Source organism: Xanthomonas sp. NCPPB 1128 (assembly GCF_001043115.1).
Taxonomy (GTDB): domain Bacteria; phylum Pseudomonadota; class Gammaproteobacteria; order Xanthomonadales; family Xanthomonadaceae; genus Xanthomonas_A.
Map to the genome: position 1 here is coordinate 12,292 of NZ_LFME01000033.1, position 19,994 is coordinate 32,285.

General features: G+C 70.2%; 16 protein-coding genes. 7 read left to right on the forward strand and 9 right to left on the reverse strand.

Features of this window, described 5'->3' with window-relative positions; all coding sequences use genetic code 11:
* Positions 1 to 17 precede the first annotated feature (17 nt).
* Entirely contained in the window at positions 18 to 2,219 is a 2,202-nt protein-coding gene (locus ACP93_RS17370; RefSeq protein ID WP_048491917.1) for a TonB-dependent siderophore receptor, read from the forward strand.
* 251 nt (positions 2,220 to 2,470) lie between these two features.
* Here ACP93_RS17370 and ACP93_RS17375 read toward each other — a convergent pair whose 3' ends face one another.
* Positions 2,471 to 3,502 (reverse strand): patatin-like phospholipase family protein, encoded by a 1,032-nt coding sequence (locus ACP93_RS17375; RefSeq protein ID WP_048491918.1) that lies wholly within the window; start codon positions 3,500 to 3,502, stop codon positions 2,471 to 2,473.
* Between the two features lie 212 nt (positions 3,503 to 3,714).
* On the reverse strand, positions 3,715 to 4,728 hold the full coding sequence (locus ACP93_RS17380) for a TIGR00266 family protein (protein ID WP_048491919.1): 1,014 nt from the start codon (positions 4,726 to 4,728) through the stop codon (positions 3,715 to 3,717).
* Positions 4,729 to 5,019: 291 nt separating this feature from the next.
* Between ACP93_RS17380 and ACP93_RS17385 the strand changes: the two genes are divergently transcribed.
* The 3 genes from ACP93_RS17385 to ACP93_RS17395 are packed head-to-tail and all read left to right on the forward strand — an operon-like array spanning position 5,020 to position 8,819.
* The gene (locus tag ACP93_RS17385) at positions 5,020 to 6,189 is read left to right on the forward strand and encodes a hypothetical protein (protein WP_048491920.1); all 1,170 of its coding nucleotides are present in this window, start codon (positions 5,020 to 5,022) and stop codon (positions 6,187 to 6,189) included.
* 10 nt (positions 6,190 to 6,199) lie between these two features.
* Entirely contained in the window at positions 6,200 to 6,622 is a 423-nt protein-coding gene (locus tag ACP93_RS17390) for a type 2 periplasmic-binding domain-containing protein (protein ID WP_048491921.1), read from the forward strand.
* A 19-nt stretch (positions 6,623 to 6,641) separates the two neighbouring features.
* Positions 6,642 to 8,819 (forward strand): methyl-accepting chemotaxis protein, encoded by a 2,178-nt coding sequence (locus tag ACP93_RS17395; protein WP_048491922.1) that lies wholly within the window; start codon positions 6,642 to 6,644, stop codon positions 8,817 to 8,819.
* Between the two features lie 52 nt (positions 8,820 to 8,871).
* Here the strand turns inward: ACP93_RS17395 and ACP93_RS17400 are convergent, their stop codons facing one another.
* From ACP93_RS17400 to ACP93_RS17410, 3 genes are all read right to left on the reverse strand, one after another.
* Positions 8,872 to 9,702, reverse strand: coding sequence for an acid phosphatase (locus ACP93_RS17400; protein ID WP_048491923.1), 831 nt, complete (start codon positions 9,700 to 9,702; stop codon positions 8,872 to 8,874).
* A 197-nt stretch (positions 9,703 to 9,899) separates the two neighbouring features.
* Positions 9,900 to 10,682, reverse strand: a complete 783-nt coding sequence (locus ACP93_RS17405) for a rhomboid family intramembrane serine protease (RefSeq protein WP_048491924.1) — start codon at positions 10,680 to 10,682, stop codon at positions 9,900 to 9,902.
* 103 nt (positions 10,683 to 10,785) lie between these two features.
* Entirely contained in the window at positions 10,786 to 11,739 is a 954-nt protein-coding gene (locus ACP93_RS17410) for a TerC family protein (RefSeq protein WP_048491925.1), read from the reverse strand.
* A gap of 258 nt (positions 11,740 to 11,997) precedes the next feature.
* On the opposite strand from ACP93_RS17410, the gene ACP93_RS17415 reads away from it, so the two are divergent.
* From ACP93_RS17415 to ACP93_RS17425, 3 genes are all read left to right on the forward strand, one after another.
* Entirely contained in the window at positions 11,998 to 13,179 is a 1,182-nt protein-coding gene (locus tag ACP93_RS17415; RefSeq protein WP_048491948.1) for a class I SAM-dependent rRNA methyltransferase, read from the forward strand.
* 87 nt (positions 13,180 to 13,266) lie between these two features.
* A complete protein-coding gene (locus ACP93_RS17420; protein WP_048491926.1) occupies positions 13,267 to 14,424 on the forward strand; it encodes a glycerate kinase in 1,158 nt (385 codons plus the stop codon).
* A gap of 977 nt (positions 14,425 to 15,401) precedes the next feature.
* Entirely contained in the window at positions 15,402 to 15,803 is a 402-nt protein-coding gene (locus ACP93_RS17425) for a DUF2628 domain-containing protein (protein ID WP_048491927.1), read from the forward strand.
* Between the two features lie 45 nt (positions 15,804 to 15,848).
* Here the strand turns inward: ACP93_RS17425 and ACP93_RS17430 are convergent, their stop codons facing one another.
* The 4 genes from ACP93_RS17430 to ACP93_RS17445 form a co-directional block, all read right to left on the reverse strand.
* Positions 15,849 to 16,577, reverse strand: a complete 729-nt coding sequence (locus ACP93_RS17430; RefSeq protein ID WP_048491928.1) for a DUF6882 domain-containing protein — start codon at positions 16,575 to 16,577, stop codon at positions 15,849 to 15,851.
* A gap of 8 nt (positions 16,578 to 16,585) precedes the next feature.
* Entirely contained in the window at positions 16,586 to 18,019 is a 1,434-nt protein-coding gene (locus tag ACP93_RS17435; protein WP_048491929.1) for an amino acid permease, read from the reverse strand.
* A 270-nt stretch (positions 18,020 to 18,289) separates the two neighbouring features.
* Positions 18,290 to 18,910, reverse strand: coding sequence for a response regulator transcription factor (locus tag ACP93_RS17440; protein ID WP_048491930.1), 621 nt, complete (start codon positions 18,908 to 18,910; stop codon positions 18,290 to 18,292).
* Positions 18,907 to 19,977 carry a sensor histidine kinase gene (locus ACP93_RS17445; protein ID WP_048491931.1) on the reverse strand — a complete coding sequence of 357 codons (1,071 nt, stop codon included), beginning with the start codon at positions 19,975 to 19,977 and terminating at the stop codon, positions 18,907 to 18,909. The genes ACP93_RS17440 and ACP93_RS17445 overlap by 4 nt, the downstream gene beginning before the upstream one ends.
* Positions 19,978 to 19,994: the final 17 nt, after the last annotated feature.

Here is a 19,994-nt window from a genome sequence, read left to right on the forward strand (position 1 = left end):
CCTCGCGAGATCGATCCATGCTTTGCTCCGCTCCACGCCGCCTGCTGTCCCTCGCCGTGCTGTCCGCGCTCTCCACCGCCTCGGTACCGCTGCTCGCCGCCGAGGCCTCGGCCGCGGCCGACGCGCAGCCGACCACGCTGGACAAGGTCGAGGTCAGCGGCAGCCCCAGCCGTGCGCAGCCGTCCACCACCACCCGCTTGCCGCTGACGCTGCAGGAGACGCCGCAGTCGGTGAGCGTGCTGGGCCAGCAGCGGCTGGAAGAGGAATCGCTGTTCAGCATCAACGACGTCATGCGCAACGTCACCGGCGTCAACGTGTCCTTCTACGACACCCAGCGCCCGCTGTACTTCGCGCGCGGCTTCCAGATCACCGACTTCCAGGTCGACGGCCTGCCCACCTACAGCGGCTCCACCAACCAGGAATACGACATGGTCTTCTACGACCGCGTCGAAGTGATCCGCGGCGCCAATGGCCTGCTCAGCGGCGCCGGCATTCCCTCGGCCACGGTCAACCTGCTGCGCAAGCGCCCCGGCAAGACCTTCGATGCGGCGTTCGCGGCCTCGCTCGGTACCTGGGACTTCCGCCGCACCCAGGCCGACGTCACCGCGCCGCTGACCGCCGACGGCCGCTTCCGCAGCCGCTTCGTCGCCGCCTGGCAGGACCGCGGCTACTACTACGACCACTACACCGAGCAGAAGATGTCCGGCATGGCCGTGCTGGAAGGCGACCTCACCGACAGCACCACGGTCACCGTCGGCTACCAACGCCAGGACAACGATCCGGTCGGCTCGACCTGGGGCACTGTGCCGTACTTCTTCGCCGACGGCAGCTTCGCCGACCTGCCCACCTCCACCAACCTGGCGCCGAAGTGGGCGCGCTGGCAGCGCAACACCCGCACCACCTTCGCCAACCTGGAACAGCGCTTCGGCGAGAACTGGCTGCTGAAGGTCAACCTGGCGCGCACCGAGGGTGAGGTCGAGAACCTGCGCGTCTACGGCAGCGGCTATCCCAAGCGCGACGGCAGCGGCATCTATCTGCGCGCCGCCGCCGGGCAGGCCACCGACACCCGCGACGGCCTGGACGTGTACCTGTCCGGCAGCTTCCCGCTGTTCGGCCGCGACCACGACCTGGTCCTGGGCGGCAGTTGGCAGGACCTGCAGTCGAACACGCCGACCCTGGCGCTGCGCTATCCGGGCGACTGGACCACCTGCGGCCGCGAGCGCTGCTACTACATCCCCAACGTCTACGACTGGCACGGCGACGTGGGCCAGATCACCGCCGCCCGCACCGGCGCGCGGCGCGAGGCGCGCACCACCCAGCGGGGCGTGTACGCCTCCACCCGGCTGCGCCTGGCCGAACCGCTGTCGCTGATCGCCGGCGCGCGCCTGAGTTCCTGGCAGACCCGCACCCAGGCCTTCGCGGCCGATGGCAGCTACACCGGCACCAGCGGCCGCTACCGGGTCAGCGACGAGGTCACGCCCTACGTCGGCGTGGTCTACGACATCACCCCGGCCATCTCCACCTACGCCAGCTACACCGAGATCTTCAATCCGCAGAACTACAAGGACAAGGACAACAACCTGCTGGCGCCAGTGCAGGGGTCCAACCTGGAAGCGGGCGTCAAGGCACAGCTGGCCGACGGCCGCGGGCTGCTCAGCGCGGCGGTGTTCGAGGCCAAGCAGGACAACTACGCGGTGCGCGACATGACCCAGCCGGAGGCCTCGCTGCCCGACGGCAGCTCGGCCTACATCGGCGTCGACGGCACCAAGAGCCGCGGCTGGGAAGTGGAATACAACGGTGAACTGCGCCCGGGCTGGACGCTCAACGCCGGCTACACCCGCGCCAAGGTCACCCGCGCGCCCACCGACGCGATCTACGCCAACCTGCCGGAGGACTACCTGCAGCTGTCCACCCAGGTGCGCCTGCCCGGCGCCTGGCAGCGCCTGAGCCTGGGCGGCGGCGTGAGCTGGCAGAGCGCGGTACGCGGCTACAACATCCAGCGCCCGCTCGGCGACGGCAGCGCCGCCACGCGCCCGGTCACCGTGGTGCAGGATCCCTACGCGCTGGTGCACTTCAACGCCAACTACCAGCTCAGCACGCAGTGGACCGCGACCCTGGCGGTGACCAATGCGCTCAACAAGAAGTACTGGGCCAACCTGGACTACCAGAACTACGGCGAGCCGCGCTTCGTGAGTTTCACTCTGCGCTGGCGGTACTGAGCGGCGGTGTGGTGCCGGTGGGACTGCGTCGAGTAGGAACTTGCGCGAGCAGTCGGACTCTCACCCCCAGCCCCTCTCCGGGGGGGGAGAGGGAAGCGGTAGGCGGAGTGGTTGCCTTGTCTGTTTCAGCCTGCGCAGGCGGTGCTGATTGGCAGCGGCGTAGTGCAGGCGGGGCTGCGTGTGCCGCGAGCGGTACTGGCGGTCGTACCCTCACCCCCGGCCCCTCTCCCGGGGGGAGAGGGGAGCAAGCCTTAGTCCTTCTTGCAGGGATCGTCGCGGCGCAGCAGGCGGCCCAGCCGCGATTGCGGCTCGCACGGCGGCGGCGCCGGTTGCGCGGCCTTTGCCGCCGCGGCTGCGGCGGCCGCGCGTTGCTGCTGCAGTTGCGCCAGCTTGGCCTTGATCTGCGGCATCGCTGCCAGCGCGGCCTTCTCGCCTTCCAGGATCGCGGCGTTGCGTTGGGCGAAGTCGGCGGCGCCGATGTCGTTGACCTTGGGCCGGATCACGATGTCGGCGCGGCCGAGTTCCTGCTGCCCCAGGCGCTGGCCCATGATCGCGATCGACTGGTTGACGGTGCCGAGCATGCTGCCCGGGTTCTTGCCGCTGGCCTTGCTGGAAATGTCCACGGCGATGACGAAGTCGGCGCCGAGCTGGCGCGCGGCGTCCACCGGCACCGGGCTGACCACGCCGCCGTCGACGTAGTGGAACTTGCCGATGGTCACCGGTTCGAACACGCCGGGGATGCTGCTGGAGGCGCGTACCGCCTGGCCGGCGTTGCCGCGCACGAACACGGTGCGCTCGCCGTCCTCCAGTCGCGTGGCGACCGCGGCGAACGGCTTGGCCAGCTTCTCGATCGGCTTGCCCTTGAGCTGGGCGTTGACGTAGTCCTGCAGCGCCTGGCCCTGCACCAGGCCGCCGGAGAACAGGCGCATGTCGCGGATGCTGCTCTCGTCCAGCGCCACCGCCGCCTGCTGCATCTGGAACGCGTCCATGCCGCTGGCGTACAGCGCGCCGACCACGCTGCCGGCGCTGGTGCCGGACACCACCGTCGGTTCCAGGCCGTTGGCCTGCAGCATCTTGATCACGCCGATATGGGCGAAGCCCTTGGCCGCGCCGCCGCCCAGGGCGATGCCGATGCGCAGCGGTTGGGCTGCCGGCGTGGGCACCGGTGCCGGTCCGCTCACTACCGGGGCCGGCGGCGCCGGCTTGGGCTCGCCACCGCAGGCGGCAAGCAGGCCGAACAGGGACAGGGACAGCAATAGGCGCGGGGAACGGAGCACGGTCATGGATGCGTCGCGGAAGGAAGAAGAAGGGAGGAGCCGGCGCGAGGATAGCCGCATCCTCCTGCACCGCCCACGACTGGAGGTCATGCTGTGGCGGCCTGGGGGCTGCACCGGAGGTGTGGGGGCCTGTGCTCCTGTTACTGCGAGGCGCTTCGCGTGCCGTACCCTCACCCCAACCCCTCTCCCGGGGGGAGAGGGGCTTAAAGCGCGCTGCTTCAGAAGTTGTTGTCGCCGTCCAGGATCCGGCCGAAGCCGCCGAGCACCGAGCCTTCGCCGCGGTTCTGCCCGCCGCCCTGCGGAGCGGCGGCGAGCATGCGTCCGGCCAGGCGCGAGAACGGCAGCGACTGCAGCCAGACCTTGCCGGGGCCGGTGAGGGTGGCCAGGAACATGCCTTCGCCGCCGAAGAACATGCTCTTGATGCCGCTGACCGGGCGCACGTCCATGTCCACCGAGGAATGGAACGCGACCACGCAGCCGGTGTCCACGTCCAGCCGCTCGCCGGCGGCCAGTTCGCGCTCGACCACGCAGCCGCCGGCGTGCACGAACACCCAGCCGTCGCCCTCGAGCTTCTGCATGATGAAACCTTCGCCGCCGAACAGGCCGGTCATGATCTTGCGCTGGAAGTGGATGCCCAGCGACACCCCGCGCGCGCCGGCCAGGAAGCTGTCCTTCTGGCAGATCAGGCGGCCGCCGTGCTGGTCCAGCTTCATCGCCAGCACCGTGCCGGGGTAGGGCGCGGCGAAGGCGACCTTGGCCTTGCCCTGGCCCTGGTGGGTGAACACCGTGGTGAACAGGCTCTCGCCGGTGACCAGGCGCTTGCCGGCCGACAGCAGCTTGCCCATCAGGCCGCTCTGGTTGCCGCCGGAGCCGTCGCCGAACACGGTGTCCATCTGCACCGCCGCGTCCTTGAACATCAGCGCGCCGGCCTCGGCCACCGCGCTCTCGCCCGGGTCCAGCTCGATCTCCACGAACTGCATCTCGTGGCCGACGATGCGGAAGTCGATCTCGTCGGCGCGGCCGCCGGCGGCCGGCGGCGGCGGCAGGCCCGGCGGCAGGAACGCCGCGCCGCCCTGCAGGGCCGCGATCTGCGCCACCGGCAGCCAGCCGTTCTGGCCCTGGCTCCAGGCCAGCGCCGTGGGGTTGTTGCGGGCGAAGGTGACTGCATCGGCATCGTCGAACGGGCCGGAGCGGGTCTGTTCGCTGCCGGTCAGGAAGTACCACTGGGTCATGGGTGCAGGTCCTTGGCGGGTAATGCCGGCGAGTCTAGCGGGCTGCCGCGACGGCCGACATCTGCCCAACGGCAGGGTCGCCACCGCCGCCACCGCCCGCCCGTGGCGGCGTCGCCGCCAGCGCTGGTCAGCGGGTTTTGCGGACCGTTCGTCGTAAAAACCATGACAGCGCTCAAGAACGCGGCGCGATCGCCGTTATCGGCTCACTGCCGTCACGGGTCGCATCCACCGGGAAGGGATGCGATCGGGCCGTCGTCCATCGCCAACCCGCCATGTACTTGGGAAAATTCAATGAAATTCAAAGTTTTACTGTTGAGCGGTGCGCTCGCACTCGCGTCCGCCGGCAACCTCCAGGCCCAGGACGGCCCTGAGCTGTCCTTCAGCGGGTTCGGCACCCTGGGTCTGGTGCATTCCACCGAGGACCGTGCCGACTTCACGCCCGACCTGCAGACCACCGAAGGTGCCGGCGCCAGCCAGCGCACCTCGCCGCGTCCGGATTCGCGCATCGCCGGGCAGGTCAACGCCACCTTTACCGACAAGTTCAGCGGCGTGCTGCAGGTCACCAGCGAATACGCCGAGCGCGCCTCGTATGCGCCCAAGGTCACCCTGGCCCACGTCAAGTACCAGTTCGCCCCGGATTTCGCGGTGCGTGTCGGCCGCATCACCGCGCCGCTGTACATGCTGTCCGAGTACCAGCGCGTCGGCTACGCCACGCCGTGGGTGCGTCCGCCGTACGAGGTCTACAACTACCTGATGGCGATGGACGGCGTGGAAGGCGTGTACACGCGCAATGTCGGCCAGAGCGTGCTCAGCGTGCAGGGCTTCTACGGCCGCATCGATTCCAAGAAGGCCGAAGTGCACGCGATGCGTGGCCTGTCGCTGGTGCTGGACCAGGGCGCCTCCACCTACCGCGTGGCCTACATCAAGGGCAATGCCGACTACCGCAACGACGATCTGGACCGCCTGTTCGGTCTGTACCGCCGGATCAACCCGGCCCTGGCCGAGCGCCTGGACACCGTCGGCGTCGCCGGCAGCTTCGCCAGCGCCGGCTACAGCTACGATCCGGGCCCGTGGTTCGCGCGTGCCGAAGTCATCCGCGCCGACTACTCGCCTTCGCTCAACGGCAAGACCACCTCCGGCTACGTGAGCACCGGTGCGCGCTTCGGCGCGCTGACTCCGTCGCTGACCTACGCCAACGTCGACAAGAAGGCACCGGTGATCGCGCCGGGCGCCGATCCGCTGGGGCTGATGACCCGCGCCGTCGCGCTCGCCGAGAATGGCCGCCACAGCTACACCGCCTCGCTGCGCTGGGACGTGTACGAGAACGTGGCCTTCAAGTTCCAGGCCAGCCATATCGTCAACAACGCCGGCTCGTACGGCAGCCTCGGCAACATCCAGCCGGGTTTCCGTCCTGGCGGCAGCTACAACCTGCTGTCGGCCTCCTTCGATTTCGTGTTCTGAGGACGACGCCATGAATGCTTACAAGATTGCCGGCGCTGCGGCGCTGGCCCTGCTGTTCTCCACCGCCGCGCAGGCCGAAGTGGTGGTGGTGATGTCGTCCAAGAGCCCGGTGGACAGCCTGAGCAAGGATCAGGTGTCGCAGATCTTCCTGGCCAAGTCCAACAGCCTGCCGGGCGGCGCGCAGGCCACGCCGATCGACCAGGACGAGGGTGCCAAGGCGCGCGAGGAGTTCTACAAGAAGGTCACCGGCCGCGATGCCGCGCAGCTCAAGTCGTACTGGTCGCAGCTGATGTTCACCGGCAAGGCGCAGCGTCCCAAGCACGTGGCCGGCGACGATGCGGTCAAGAAGGCGGTCGCCGCCTCGCCTGGCGCGATCGGCTACATCGATGCCGGCGCGCAGGATGCCAGCGTCAAGGTCGTCTTCAAGCCCTAACCGCCTCCGGAGAGCCTCCATGATGAGACGTCTGCTTTCCCTGCCGTTGTTCTGGAAGATCCTGCTGCCGGCGGCGGTGTCGATCCTGTGCCTGCTCGGCTACATCGGCTTCAGCACCGTGGTGTTCCAGCGCAACAACGGGCATCTGGAGGCGATCCGCGACGTGCACTTCCCGGTGCTGGACACCATGACGCGCAACGTCGCCGCGCTGGACAAGATCATCAATGGACTGAACGGCGCGGCGGCGGCCGGCGACATGGACATGCTCAACGCGACGCGTCCGATCGCCGCGCAGATCCATGCGTCCTACCTGAAGCTGCAGCAGACCGATCCGGGCAATGCACAGGAACTGGCGCGCCTGGGCAAGGAGTTCGATACGTACTACGCGCACGCGGCGGCGGTGGCCGCGGCGTTCGCGCAGCAGCGCGAACCCGATGCGGCGGAGATGGAGGCGATGGCGCCGTCGCTGGAGCGCTATCGCACGCATCTCAACGCGATGCATCACAGCGCCGACGCGCGCTTCCGCGCCACGGTGCAGAACGCCGTGGACAGCTCGATCGCCGCCAGCGTCGGCGGCCTGATCGTGGGCGTGCTCGGTGCGGTCGCCTGCATCGTCTTCGGCTGGATCGTGGCGCGTGCCATCACCCGTCCGTTGCGGCGTGCCATCCGCACCGCGCATGCGGTGTCGCAGGGCAAGCTGGACAACCCCATCGCCATCGACAGCGGCGACGAGGTCGGCCAGTTGCTGCAGGCCATGGACAGCATGCAGCGGCAGTTGCGCCGCGTGATCCAGGCGCAGACCGAGATGGGGGCGCGGCACGAGGCCGGCGTCACCAGCCATCGCATCGTCGCCAGCGAGTTCCCCGGCGAGTTCGGCAGCATGGTCCAGGCCGGCAACGCCCTGGTCGAAGGGCACATCGCGGTGACCCTGCGCGTGGTCGAGTTGATCAAGCGCTATGCGCGCGGCGACCTGTCGCAGGAACTGGACGCATTGCCCGGCGAACGCGCGGTCATCACCGAGTCGCTCAACGACGTGCGCCGCAACCTGCTGCGGATCAACGGCGAGATCAAGCGGATGGCCGCGGCGGCGGCGGCCGGCGACTTCACCGCGCGCAGCGACGAGGCCGCCTTCGACTTCGACTTCCGGCAGATCCTGGTCGACCTCAACCAGTTGATGAGCACGGCCGACCGCAACCTCAACGCCCTCTCCACGCTGTTGCAAGCGGTGGCCAGCGGCGACCTGACCGGGCGCATGCACGGCGAATTCGAAGGCGTGTTCGCACGGATGCGCGACGATGCCAACGCCACCGTGGCGCGTTTGACCGAGATCGTCGGCCGCATCCAGCACTCTTCCGCCGCGATCGATGCGGCCGCTGCCGAGATCGCCGCCGGCAACGACGACCTGTCGCGGCGCACCGAGCAGCAGGCGGCGAGCCTGGAAGAAACCGCCGCATCGATGGAAGAGCTGACCTCCACGGTCAAGCAGAACGCCGAGTACGCGCAGCAGGCCAACCGCCTGGCCGCCGGCGCCGCAGCGGTCGCCGTGCAGGGCGGCAACGTGGTCGGCCAGGTGGTGAACACGATGGAGGGCATCGCCTCCTCCTCCCGGCGCATCGGCGACATCATCGGCGTCATCGACGGCATCGCCTTCCAGACCAACATCCTTGCGCTCAACGCTGCGGTGGAAGCCGCGCGTGCCGGCGAACAGGGCCGCGGCTTCGCGGTGGTCGCCAGCGAGGTGCGCACCCTGGCCCAGCGCTCGGCCAATGCGGCCAAGGAGATCAAGGGCCTGATCGACGAGTCGGTGCAGCGCGTGGCCGACGGCTCGGCCCTGGTCGGCCAGGCCGGCAGCACCATGCAGGAGATCGTCGCTTCGGTGCAGCGCGTCACCGACATCATGGGCGAGATCTCGGCTGCCTCACGCGAGCAGTCGGCGGGCATCGAACAGGTCAACACCACCGTGGCGCAAATGGACCAGGCCACCCAGCAGAACGCGGCGCTGGTCGAAGAGGCCACGGCCTCGGCGCGCGCCATGGAAGAGGAAGCCGGGCAGCTGAGCCAGTCGGTCGCGCTGTTCCGCCTGGGCGCGCCGGCACCGCAACAGGCACCGAAGCCGGCGCCGGCGTTGCGGGTGGTGGACGCCACCGCGACGGCGGCGTCGCCGGCCGCGGCCGTGGAGGACGCGCTCGACGCGTGAGGTGACGGCAACCGCGCCCGTGGCCGCCTTGCGGCTGCGGGACGCGAGTGCGTTACAGCGCGCTGGCCGGGCGTACCTGCAGCACGGCGGCTTCCGCGGCGCAGTCGTTGGCCGGCGCTTGCCCGGCGGCGCGCGCGGCAGCGATCTCGCTACGTGCCGCGGCCAGGTCGGCGCGGAAGGCCGGGTCGTCGTGCAACCGCGCGACCGTGGCCGCACCCATGAAGCGGCCGGCCAGCACGTCGCTCTGCCAGTGCACGTTGCACACCAGCCGGCTCTCGCCGTAGTTGCGGCCGCGCGCGATCAGCGCATCAGCGCGCTCGGGCGCGATCTCGCTCAGGGTCAGCGCCCAGGCCCAGCCAATGGCGCTGTGTCCCGACGGATAGGAACCGCTCTGGCGCAGGTCGTCGAGGTCGCCCGGGGTGCACACCGCCTGCTGGTTGCGCAGGAACGGTCGCGCGCGCCGGTACTGGCGCTTGGCGGCCTTGGTGGCGGCGCTGGCGTCGATGCGGCTGCGCTCCAGCAGCGTGTACAGGTGCGGGGTGTGCTGTGCATCGATCGCCACGCCCAGCGCGCAGGCGAATTGGCCGGCGCCATTCGGGAAGCTCAGATCGGCATCGCGCGCGGCCTGTTGCCAGCGCGCGCTGCCGCGCAGGGCCAGTGCCTCGTGACTGACCCCCAGATCCAGCGCCTCGCCGGGCGACCCGGCCGCAGGTGGTGCCGGCAGCAGCTGCAGGCTGTCCGGGATCGCGGCGGCCGGCAGATAGCCCACCGCCTTGTCCGGCGCAGGCGACGGCACACGCAGCGCGGGGCCGCTGCAGGCGGCCAGGGCGAGCGCCAGCACGGGGGCGGCGAGACGGACACGACAGGCGGGCGACACGGACATGCGAACTCGGACAGCGACGGCGGACCGGTCAGTGTACGGCGTGGCGCAGGGACAGGTCGCCCGAGGCGGCATGCCGCGGCGCGCGATTGCGCGTAGGAGCGGCTTCAGTCGCGACCGGCCTTCCCGGTAACGCCCGTCGCGGCTGAAGCCGCTCCTACGGATGCAGATTGGCGCATTCTGGAAGCACCCTTCCCGCCTCAGCCCCCGTCGCGCTCCTCGCGCGGCGGGAAGCGCAGCACCACCCCGCGCGGCGCCGGTGACGGTTGCCACAGCACCGGCACCTGGGTCGGCGGCGGCGGTTCCAGTTCGTCGTCGGCGACGAGGGCGTCGTCCATGTCCTCCTCGTCCTCCCAGCTGTAGCGCTTGCGTGGCGGCAGTGGATCGCGATGGCGCAGCAGCAGCGCCGCGACCACGCCGCCCACCGCACCGCCCAGGTGCGATTGCCAGGACACCCCGTCCTCGTGCGGCAGCACCGTCACCAGCATGCCGCCGTAGAACAGGAAGGCGATCATGCTGGCGGCGATCGCGGCGCGGTCGCGCCGCAACAGCGCCAGCACGAACACCAGGAACAGCAGCCCGTGGGCGACGCCGCTGGCACCCAGGTGATGACTGCCGGGATCGCCCAGCCACCAGGCGCCCAGGCCCGAGCCCAGCCACAGCAAGGGCAGCCCGGCCAGGGTGGCGCGCGGATACACGCTGCCGGCCAGGGTGCCCAGGATCAGCAGCGCACCGGCGTTGGCGCCCAGGTGCTCCGGCGAGCCGTGCAGCAGTGGCGCGGTCAGTACGCCGAGCAGGCCGGCGGCCGTGTGCGGCGCGACCGCCCAGGGTCGCCAGTCGAACAGGCCCTGGCTGGCGAACACCGCCACCAGCACCGCCACGAAGGCCAGGCTGGTATTGAACGCGCGCAGGATCCGTGCGCGATCGAAGCGGCCCTGCGCATCGGGTTCCGGCGTGGGCGAGGGAAGCGAAGAGGTGTCCATGCATCCCTGGATGGCGGCACCCGGCCTCCAAGGCAAGGCGCCGCCGATGGGAGGGACTGGCCGCGGCCGCGGGACAATCCGCGGCCGCGGTGCCCGCGCCGCGTCAGTGCGCCGGCTTGGCCGGGCGCAGCAGGCTCAGCACGATGGTCGCGCCGATCACCACCGCCACCGCCAGCAGCGACACCAGCACCGGGATCTTGTACAGGTCGATGATCAGCATCTTGGTGCCGATGAACACCAGCACGATCGCCAGGCCGTAGGGCAGCAGGTGGAAGCGGTCGGCCATGCCCGCCAGCAGGAAGAACATCGCGCGCAGGCCCAGCACCGCGAACACGTTGGAGGTCAGCACGATGAACGGGTCGGTGGTGATCGCGAAGATCGCCGGGATGCTGTCCACCGCGAAGATCACGTCGGTGATCGCGATCAGCATCAGCACCGCGAACAGCGGGGTGAACCAGCGCTTGCCTTCCTGGGTCACGCTCAGCGCGTTGCCGTGGTACTGCGGAGTCAGGCGCAGGTGCTTGCGCATGAAGCGCAGCACCGGGTTGGCCTCCAGGTCGGGCTCCTTGCCCGCGGAGAACCACATCTTGATGCCGGTCAGCAGCAGGAACGCGCCGAACACGTACAGCAGCCAGTGGAACTTGGTCAGCAGCACCGAGCCGGCGAAGATCATCACCGCGCGCAGCACGATCGCGCCGAGCACGCCGATCACCAGCACGCGCTGGCGCTGCTCCTCCGGCACCGCGAAGTAGCTCATGATCATCAGGAACACGAAGATGTTGTCGACCGCCAGCGACTTCTCGACCAGGTAGCCGGTCAGGAATTCAAGGCCCAGGCGGTTGCCGGTGGCCACGTCGATGGTCTCGCGCAGGTACCACCACAGGCCCGCGTTGAACGCCAGCGCCAGCGCGATCCAGCCGATGCTCCACCACAGCGCTTCCTTGAAGGTGACCTTGTGCGGACCGCCGTGGCGCATCAGCACCAGGTCCGCCAGCAGCGCCACGACCACCACGATCGCGAAACCGCCCCACAACCACACGTTGCCTATCGTTTCCATTGGGAATTTTCCGTCAGTGAACAGGGAACCTCGGGGCCGCGGCGGCGGAGGCGTTCCGGACGGAGACGACGGATGTCGTCCAGAGGGTGCCTTCGCCACTGCGGCGAAGGTCTCGCTCGCAGCCGATGGACCGGCTGCCGTTGCACCGGAGCCCGCGGGCTCGAATTGACGGCGACAACGTCGGGAGCTACTCCCCTTCTGCGCGCATTCTTGCCGCTGCCGGCGGTGCCGTCAATCGGGGCGGCTACAATGGCATTCATGAATAGTCCCCTGCCCGTAGTCCGCCTCAAGAACGCCTGGCGCTCCAGCCATCCTTGGATCTTCCAGAAACTGGTCGAAAAACCCGCCGCCAAGCCCAAGCCGGGCGCACTGGTGGACGTGGTCGGGGTGGACGGCGCGTGGGTCGGCCGCGGCTTCTACAACGGCCACTCGCGCATCGCCGTGCGCATCCTCGAGACCCATCCCGACATCGCCGTCGACGAGTCCTGGTTCGCGCGCAAGATCGCCGAGGCGGTGTCGCTGCGCCGTGACGTGCTCAAGCTGGACGCGGTCAGCGACGCCTGGCGCGTGGTGCATGCCGAGGGCGACGGCCTGTCCGGCCTGGTGGTGGACCGCTACGGCGACCTGCTGGTGGTGGAGTTCTTCAGCGCCGGCATGTTCCGCCACCGCGAGTGGATCTATGCCGCGCTGCGCGCGCAGTTCCCCGGCGCGCGCTTCTACAGCTTCGCCGAGGAGCACGTGCAGAAGCAGGAGAGCTTCGACTACCGCCCGGTGTCCAGCAGCGGCGAGCGCCCCGAGCCGGCGATCATCAGCGAGTACGGCGTGCGCTTCCGTGCCGACCCGGCCGGCGCGCACAAGACCGGTTTCTTCGCCGACCAGCGCGAGAACCGGCAGTGGTTGAGCCAGCAGGTGGAGGGCAAGCGCGTGCTCGACCTGTGCTGCAACACCGGCGGCTTCGCGGTCTACGCCAAGGTCCGCGGCGCCACCGAGGTGGTCGGCGTGGACATCGACGAGGACGTGATCGAGATCGCCAAGGGCAACGCCCGCCTCAACGACGTGCGGCCCAAGTTCGTGCAGGCCGACATCTTCCCGTACCTGCGCGATGCCGCCGCCCGTGGCGACCAGTACGACGTGGTGATCCTGGACCCGGCGAAGATGACCCGCGACCGCGACCAGGTGATCCCGGCGCTGAAGAAGTACCTGGACATGAACAAGCTGGCGCTGGGCGTGGTCGCCCCGGGCGGGCTGTTCGCCACCTTCTCCTGCACCGGCCTGGTCGCCGAGCACGAGTTCCTGGACATGCTGCGCCGCGCCGCCTACTTCTCCGGCCGTACCATCCAGATCCTGAAGGTGGCCGGCGCCGGCGCCGACCACCCGTTCATGGCCCACGTGCAGGAATCGCGCTACCTCAAGGCGGTGTTCTGCCGCGTGCTGGACTAGCGCGCCGCGCATGCGTAAGGCCGAGCGGCTGTTCCTGCGGGTCGCACCGGTTCTGGCGCGTGAGTCCCTGACGGCCGCACATGCCGCATGAAGATCGTCATCGCCCCGGACGCGTTCAAGGAAAGCCTGTCCGCGGCGCAGGCGGCCGAACAAATCGCGGCCGGCTTCCGCAGCGTGTTCCCGGCCGCGGAGTACGCGCTGCTGCCGTTCGCCGACGGCGGCGAGGGCACCGTGGATGCGCTGGTCGCCGGTGGCGGCGGGCGCCGGGTCGCGTGTACCGTGACCGGCCCGCTGGGCGCGCCGGTCGCCGCGCAGTTCGGCCTCAGCGAAGACGGCGGCACCGCGTTGATCGAGATGGCCGCGGCCAGCGGGCTGATGCTGGTGCCGCCATCGCAGCGCGATCCGCTCGCCGCCGGTACGCGCGGCGTCGGCGAACTGATCCTGGCCGCCCTGGATGCCGGCGCGCGCCGGCTGCTGATCGGCATCGGCGGCAGCGCCAGCAACGATGGCGGTGCCGGCATGGTGCAGGCGCTGGGCGTGCGCCTGCTGGACGCGCATGGCCACGACCTGGCTCCCGGCGGCGCCGCGCTGGGCGCGCTGGCGCGCATCGACCTGGCCGGGCTGGATCCGCGGCTGCGCGACTGCCCCATCGAGGTCGCCTGCGATGTCGACAACCCGCTGACCGGGCCGACCGGCGCCTCGGCGGTGTTCGGGCCGCAGAAGGGCGCCACGCCGGCGATGGTCGCGCAGCTCGACGCCGGATTGCAGCACTACGCCGCCGCGATCGAACGCACGCTGGGCGTGGCGGTGGCGCAGTTGCCCGGGGCCGGCGCCGGCGGCGGCATCGGCGCGGCCCTGGTCGCCTTCCTCGGCGCGCGCCTGCGGCCGGGCGTGGAGATCGTCGCGCAGGCGCTGGGGTTGGAAGCGCACCTGGCCGATGCTGACCTGCTGGTCACCGGCGAGGGCCGCCTGGATGGGCAGAGCGCGCAGGGCAAGGTCCCGGTCGGCCTGGCCCGCATCGCCCGGCGCCATGGCGTGCCGGTGCTGGCCATCGCCGGCGGCCTCGGCGAGGGCGCGGTGGACCTGCAGGCGCAGGGGATCGACGCGCTGTTCGGCGCGGTGCAGCGGGTCTCCACCAGCGAAGCCGCGCTGGCCGACGCCGCCGCCGCCCTGCGCCAGGCGGCGCGCAACGTGGCCGCAGCGATCGCGCTGGGCCAGCGCCTGGGCGGCTCCCGGGCGCAATAGCGGCCCAGCCGTCGGCTCGGCTTGGCGGCGCGCTGCAAGCCGCGGCGTTGGCAATCCCGTGTGGGGGGACTTCAGTCCCGACCCGATGACCGGTGGTTACCGCAGGGCCCCGCGAGGCCACTGCCCCACGCGTCGCGGCTGAAGCCGCTCCCACACGTGGGTATTCGCCAGCGGATGCGCCACGCGCAGCAAGTCTTGTGGGAGGGACTTCAGTCCCGACGCGATGACCGGTGGTTACCGCAGCGCCCCGCGAAGCCGCTGACTCACGCGTCGCGGCTGAAGCCGCTCCCACGCGTGGGCATCCCCAGCGAATACGGCACGTGCGGGCAAGCCCTGTGGGAGGGACTTCAGTCCCGACGCGACGACCGGTAGTTACCGCCGGGTCCCGAGAGGCCACTGCCCCACGCGTCGCGGCTGAAGCCGCTCCCACAAGTGGGTATTCGCCAGCGGATGCGCCACGCGCAGCAAGTCTGTGGGAGGGACTTCAGTCCCGACGCGATGACCGGTGGTTACCGCGGCGCCCCGCGAAGCCGCTGACCCACGCGTCGCCGCGAAGCCGCTCCCACGCGTGGGCATTCCCCAGCGAATACGGCACGTGCGGGCAAGCCCTGTGGGAGGGACTTCAGTCCCGACGCGACGACCGGTGGTTGCCGCAGGGCCCCGCGAGGCCGCTGCCCCACGCGTCGCGGTTGAAGCCGCTCCCACAAGTGGGTATTCGTCAGCGGATGCGCCACGCGCAGCAAGTCTTGTGGGAGGGACTTCAGTCCCGACGCGATGACCGTGGTTGCCGCAAGCGGGGAGGGGAGACCGGTCCCGAAGCCAGGCCTGAGGTCGGCGCCAGCCCGCTGTGACCAATCCCGAATCCCCAATCCCAACTCCCCAGGCCAGCACCAAACTGGTGCGTCAGCCGCGCCCATTTGGCGTGCGCTGGCCCATTCAGGTAAACTGAAAACGTTTACAACACGGATGCTTTCGCCATGGAAACCCCCAATCTCCCGCAACGCGCGCCGCTCAGCCCCAAGTGGCAGTTCCGCTTCGACTTCTTCGACCGCTACGGCGCCCCGTCCACGCCCGAGTACAAGGCCGCGTTCAAGGCGCTGCCGTTCATGGACCGGTTGAAGATCAACATGAACTTCTTCGCCCTGTTCTTCGGCTTCATCTACTTCTTCATCCTCGGCATGTGGCGCAAGGCGCTGGGGCTGATCGGCATCTCGCTGGCGGTGGGCATCGTCGCGGCGTTCCTGCCCGACGTGATTGGCCGCGGCCTGGGCATCGCCTACTCGCTGCTGGTCGGCATGGCCGCCAACTACGCCTACTACCTGGACCAGCGCAAGGGCAGCGTCAGCTGGAACCCGTTCGAAGGCGTGCGTTGGTGGTAACGGCCGGGCGTGGCGGCGCGGCGCGGGTGCGCCACGCCGCCGCGCTCAGCGCTTGCGTTTCCAGAATTGCCAGGCCGGTACCGGCTTCGGCGTGACCACGGCGGCGGCCGGCGCCGGCGCCAACTGGCCTTGCACGCGGGCCAGCCGTTGCTGCGCATCGAACGCCAGCACGATGCGGGTATTGCCGCGGGTCGCCACGGTCTGCGCGGCCTCGCGCTGCAGCGCATAGCCCTGATCCCCCAGCAGGCCCTCGCCCATGGCGCGGTGGTCGAGCGTGAACTGCATCGGCAGTTCCCCGAGCAGGCGCAGTACGCGGGCGTCGTCGCAAGGTGCGAAGACCGCAGCTGGTACGTCATCGAGCAGGAAGAACAGCGCGCCGCCGTCGTACGGCGCACGGTAGTAGCAGCGCCCGCGCAGGGCGCCGGCGAGCAGGGCGATGTGATGGCCGCCATCCTCGCCCAGCGCCGAGGATGGCGCAGCCAGCTCGGCGATGCCTTCGCGCTCGCCATGCATGCGCAGCGCTTCCGCTTCGGTCAGCAGGGCCGGCGGCAGGTGGCTGGCGGTGTTGGCCCAGGCCCACAGCCAGCTGGCACTGGCCTCGGCGGCAGTGCCCAGCAGCTGCAGCGGAAACGACAGATCCTCGCCGAAGCGCACCCGGCCTTCGCCCAGGTCCACGCGCCAGTCGCGCTCGCCCAGCACGTCGGCCAGCGCCTGCTGGCGGGCGTAGGCGCTGCCGATGTGCCGTGCCAGGGCGGCCTGGAATTCCGGACTCATCGCGGCGTCTACGGCGCGCGCTGCAGCAGGCTGTTGCGGCGGCCGTACAGCAGGTAGGCGACCACACCCAGCGCGTTCCACAGCCCGAACCAGATCTGCGTGGTATGCGGCAGGCTCCAGAACAGGTACAGGCAGCCGCCGATCGCCAGCGGCCCGACCAGCCACGCCAGCGGCGTGCGGAAGGTGCGGACGCGGCCGGGTTCGCGGCGGCGCAGGACCAGCATGCAGGCGGCCACGGCGATGAAGGCGGCCAGGGTGCCGGCATTGGCCAGCGCGGCGATCTCGTCCAGCCGCGCCACGCCGGCCAGCGCCGCCACCAGCACCGCGGTGAACAGGGTGGTGGCCACCGGCGTGCCGGTGCGCGCGTTGACCTTGGACAGCCCGCGCGGCAGCAGCCCGTCGCGCGACATCACGAAGAAGATCCGGCTCTGTCCGTACAGGAACGCCAGCAGCACGGTCGGCAGCGCGATCACCGCGACCACGCCGATCGCCGCCGCCGCCTTGCCGTGGCCGAGCTCGCGCAGGATCAGCGCCAGCGGCTCGGCGCTGGCGCCGAACACGTCGTAGCGCATCGCGCCGACCGCGGCCAGCGCGACCAGGATGTAGATCAGGGTGCAGCCGATCATCGAACCGACGATGCCGATCGCCAGGTCGCGCTTCGGGTTCTTGGTTTCCTCGGCAGCGGTGGAGATCGCATCGAAACCGTAGAAGGCGAAGAAGATGATCGCCGCCGCGGCCATCACCCCGTGCGCGACGCCATCGGCGCCGACCGTCTTGGGGAAGCCGTAGGGCATGAACGGGTGCAGGTTGGCGCTCTGGAACGCCGGCAGCGCCACCGCCACGAAGATGCCCAGGGCGATCAGCTTCAGCACCACCAGCACCGCGTTGAGCGTGGCGCTTTCCTTGGTGCCGGCCATCAGCAGGCCGGCCACGGCGAAGGTGATCAGCACCGCCGGCAGGTTGACGATGCCGCCTGCGTGCGGCCCGGCGGTCAGCGCCGCCGGCAGGTTCAGGTCCATGCCGCTCTGCGCGCTGGCCCAGTGCAGGAAGCCGACGAAGTAGCCGGACCAGCCCACCGCCACCGTGCTGACCACCAGCGAGTACTCCAGGATCAGGCTCCAGCCCACCACCCAGGCGATCGCTTCGCCGAGCGCGACGTAGCTGTAGGTGTAGGCGCTGCCAGCGGCCGGCATCATCGTCGCCATCTCCGCGTAGGCCAGCGCGGCGCAGGCGCAGATCGCCCCGGCCACCGCGAACGACACCAGCACCGCCGGCCCGGCCAGTTGCGCGCCGACCCCGATCAGGGTGTAGATGCCGGTGCCGACGATCGCGCCGATGCCCAGCGCCACCAGATGCGGCCAGCTCAGCGAGGGCACCAGCCGGCGGCCGGCCTCGTGGACGGTGACCAGGTCGAGCGACTTGCGCCGGAACAGGAACGACATGCGGGCCTCGGGTGCGGGAGTGACAAGCCCGGCAGTGTCGCCGAACGCAGTGCAGCAAAGCTATGCCTGCGGCGTGGCACGGCGCTTGTGCGGGTCGATGCGAAGTACGCGTTCGGCTTTCTCACGCTGCGATTGCGCTGTCGTAGGAGCGGCTTCAACCGCGACGGGCTTTCCCGATGACGCCCGTCGCGGCTGCAGCCGCTCCTACGGAATACCGTTGCGTCAGGACGTGTTCCGCCGCCCGCGGCAAGCGTGGGTTCTCGCAACCGACTACCGCCCCAGCCGCTCCGCCAGCCGCACCAGTTCGGCCAGCGAGCCGACCTCCAGCTTGCGCATCGCATTGCCGCGGCGCACCTTCACCGTGATCTCGCTGAGCTGCAGCCGCGCCGCCACCTGCTTGTTCAACAGGCCCTGCACCACCAGTTCCACCACCTCGCGTTCGCCGGCGCTCAGCCGCGCCCAGCGCGCCTGCAGTTCGGCCTGCGCCGCATCGGCAGCGCGGCGGGCGCGGTCGCGGGCGGTGCCCTGGCCGATCGCATCGAGCAGGTCCTGATCGCGGAACGGCTTGGTCAGGAACTCGATCGCGCCGTTCTTCATGGCCTCCACGCTCATCGGAATATCGCCGTGGCCGGTGATGAAGATGGTCGGCAGCGCCAGTCCGGCCTCGTGCATGTTGCGGTGGAAGTCCATGCCGCTCTGCCCGGGCATGCGGATGTCCAGCACCAGGCAGCTCGGCGCGTCGGCGCGCGGATGCGCCAGGAACTCGCGGGTCGAGGCGAAGGCGTGCACCTGCAGGTCCACCGAGGCGAACAGGTCCTCCAGCGCGGCGCGGATCGAGGCGTCGTCGTCGATCAGGTACACCACCGGGCGTGCGGTCGCGTCGGCGTTCATGGGTGGGCTCCGCTGGCGATGGGCAGGCACACGCAGAACACCGCACCGCGCGGCCGGCCGGGTTCGGCCCAGATGCGCCCGCCGCCGGCCTCGACGATGCTGCGGCTGATGCTCAGGCCGATGCCGATGCCGCCCTGCTTGGTGGTCCAGAACGCATCGAACAGGTGCGCCTGCGCCTGCGCGGAGAGGCCTTCGCCGCTGTCGGCCACGCTCAGCCGCACCGAACGCGCGTCCTCGCGCTCGGTGACGATGCGCAGCGTGCGTTGCGCCGGCGCCGTGGCCGCCATCGCCTCGATCGCGTTGAGCAACAGGTTGCCGATCACCTGCTGGATCTGCACCGGATCGGCCGACACCGGCGGCAGCAGCGCCGACAGCTCGGTGTGCACGCTGACCGCGCTGCGCTCCAGTTCGCCCTGCGACAGCGCCAGCACCTCGTTCACTGCGGCGTTGAGGTCGAAGGCGCGCTGCTGCGGCGCCTCGCTCCGGGTCAGGCTGCGCACCCGTGCGATCACCTCGCCGGCGCGTTCGGCGTCGGCGAGGATGCGCGTCAGCGCCGCGCGCGCCTTGTCCAGGTTCGGCGGCTGCTGGTCGAGCCAGCGCTGGCAGGCGTTGCCGCTGGTGACGATGGCCGCCAGCGGCTGGTTGACCTCGTGCGCGATCGAGGCGGTCAGGCTGCCCAGGCTGCGCACCCGCGCCAGCCGCAGCAACTGCGCCTGCGCCGCGTGGGCGGCGGCCTTGGCGCGCTCCATGCGCACCGCGATGGACGCGGTCACCGCCACCACCACGATGCTGATCGCCGAGTTGATCACGCCGACCCGGTAGGCGCCGGAATGGGTCAAATGGAAACTGAGCACGACCAGCACCACGCAGATCCCGGCAAGCAGGCCCAGCCCGGGCGGGGCCAGCAAGCGCACTGCGCCGAGGATCGCCACGGTGTAGAACAGCGCCGCCGCCACCGCGTAGTCGGTGACCGTGTCGGCGACGAAGATGGCGCCCAGCACCAGGCCCAGCAGGGCCAGGCCGAGCAGACGGCGGTGCGGCGGCAGCGGCTTGAACCAGGCGATCATCGGCGGCGGAGGATGAG